Annotated in this window: 4 protein-coding genes; 3 read left to right on the plus strand and 1 reads right to left on the minus strand. The window is 57.1% G+C overall.

Features of this window, described 5'->3' with window-relative positions:
• Positions 1-351: 351 nt before the first annotated feature.
• The 3 genes from C0456_RS20260 (at position 352) to C0456_RS20270 (ending at position 1,276) form a co-directional block, all read left to right on the plus strand.
• Positions 352-690, plus strand: a complete 339-nt coding sequence (locus C0456_RS20260; RefSeq protein WP_086740487.1) for a hypothetical protein — start codon at positions 352-354, stop codon at positions 688-690.
• Positions 691-751: 61 nt separating this feature from the next.
• Positions 752-967, plus strand: a complete 216-nt coding sequence (locus C0456_RS20265) for a hypothetical protein (RefSeq protein WP_291056429.1) — start codon at positions 752-754, stop codon at positions 965-967.
• An 87-nt stretch (positions 968-1,054) separates the two neighbouring features.
• On the plus strand, positions 1,055-1,276 hold the full coding sequence (locus C0456_RS20270; RefSeq protein WP_143738557.1) for a hypothetical protein: 222 nt from the start codon (positions 1,055-1,057) through the stop codon (positions 1,274-1,276).
• Here the strand turns inward: C0456_RS20270 and C0456_RS20275 are convergent.
• Positions 1,277-1,900: M23 family metallopeptidase (locus C0456_RS20275; protein ID WP_291056436.1), on the minus strand; the 624-nt coding region annotated here is incomplete at its 5' end.

The following is a 1,900-nucleotide window of genomic DNA, read 5'->3' on the forward strand; positions in this document are numbered from 1 at the left end:
GCAGGGTTTCGTCGAAAAAGCGGTTCGATTGGATCGGGAGGATCGATAGGACCTATGTCAGTGGCCGGCCACAAGCAACGACTAGCAGGAGCCTTACTTGAAGTAGACCGGCTGCTTGGCTTTTTGGACTTGCTTGCGGCTCTACCCACCTCCCGCCTCCAATCCCTCGCCATAGGCGCCACTTCTTCGACCGCTACCCGCACGTGACGGACATAATGGCAAAGTTAGCGGCGGCGGAATGGGGCCGCGCGCTCTCGAGCAGCGCCGTTCGCAAGGCCCTGAAAATCTGGCACTCGGCCGTCAATCAAGCTAGAATGAGAGGCGTAGGCATCAAAGCGGTGATGGTCAGCTATGAAGCTTGACGAATGGCAAGTCCAAAGGCTCCTTCGAGACCACTTCGAGTTTTACGAAGATCTGAGGCTGAAGCGCCGCCGTCCCAAATCCGCAGCCCAGCGCCAGTTTCAAGACGTCGCCTGGGGCAAAGCTGAACCCAAGACCGAACATGAGCATGCCTATGTCGCCTACCTAAAGAAGCATGGTATCGGGGCCTTCGCTTCGATAAAGGACAAGCCCCATATCGATGATGTCATGGCAGATCATCCAGTTGGTCACCGACCGGTCGATGGCTCGATCGGAGAAAAATGGGACAATGCCTGGCGCGCCCACCGCGGCGACAAGGAATTCTGGTAGGATGTAGGCGCGGAAAAGAGAACAAGACGCGCATGATCGGACGCCAGCTGCTAGCTTTATCGTGACGGTTCACGACCGCAAGGCGATCAGCAGTGTTGCGCTGAAGCTCGAAACACTGGGCATTGATGTCGAGCGGGTGATGAAGAGAACCGGTGTGCTTGGCGGGCGCAGGCCAATGCGGCTTTTTCCTAAGATCACCGCCCTTCCCGGCGTGAAGCATGCGCGCGAGGAGCATGGGTTTCAGTTACCGCCTCTGCATGGTTCCATTCCGCAATGAAGGTTGCCCGGAAGGGGAAGGGAACAAATTTAGAACACTTGTCCGATCCTTACGCCTGTCGTATTGTAGTGGGGAAAGGATCGGACGATGTATGACGACAAGGATGTCCTGAAGAGCTCTAGTTCAGGATATTATATGAATCCCCAGAACCCGCTCGACCCTTCAACACCTTATGGGCAAGAGCAGCTGAACAAATCTTCTCGCGATTCCATCGTCCCCGCTGGTGTCATGACGGGCTGGAGGCGGATCGCCGTGCTCGCAGCTCTGTTAGGGTGGTTCATTCTTGTTGGAACCTGGACTCCTTCCTGATCACTCCCGATCCTTGACTGAGTAGCGGCGCGGATCCAGCGCCTTTCCATCCTTCCATACTTCATAATGAAGGTGCGGACCTGTAACGCGCCCCGTGCTGCCGACATTGCCAAGGGTGTCTCCCGGGCTGACGGTATCCCCCCTCGTGAGAGATGGTCGGCTCTGCATGTGAAAATAGCGGGTTTCCGATCCATCGTCATGCCGCAGCTCGACGAAGTTTCCGCGCGCTGGCGTGTGGCCCGATCGTATGACCTCACCCGATGCACGTGCGTAGATAGGAGTGCCCTCGCTCGCTGCGATATCGATGCCCTGATGCATCGCTGCCTTTCCGGTGATGGGATGGTTGCGCATGCCCATGTCAGACGTGATGCGACCGCTGACAGGGAAAATCGCACGTTCACCGGGCTCAAGAGGAGCAACACTGCTCTTGCCACCCCCAAGACCAATCTTGTCGGCAGCCCAGCCAATGACGTTTCCTGCGCCATTCCAGGTCCCTTCAACCAAGGGAGAAACATAGGGAATGTTGCCCAAAACGCCGCCGTCCTCCCGATCAGAGATTGAGGTTGCGAGATCCGCTGCTCGTCCTTGTGCGGCCGAGTTCTCGTTAGCGAGAACATTACGCCC

The organism is Hyphomonas sp. (assembly GCF_013823385.1).
In the GTDB taxonomy this organism is placed as follows: Bacteria; Pseudomonadota; Alphaproteobacteria; order Caulobacterales; family Hyphomonadaceae; genus Hyphomonas.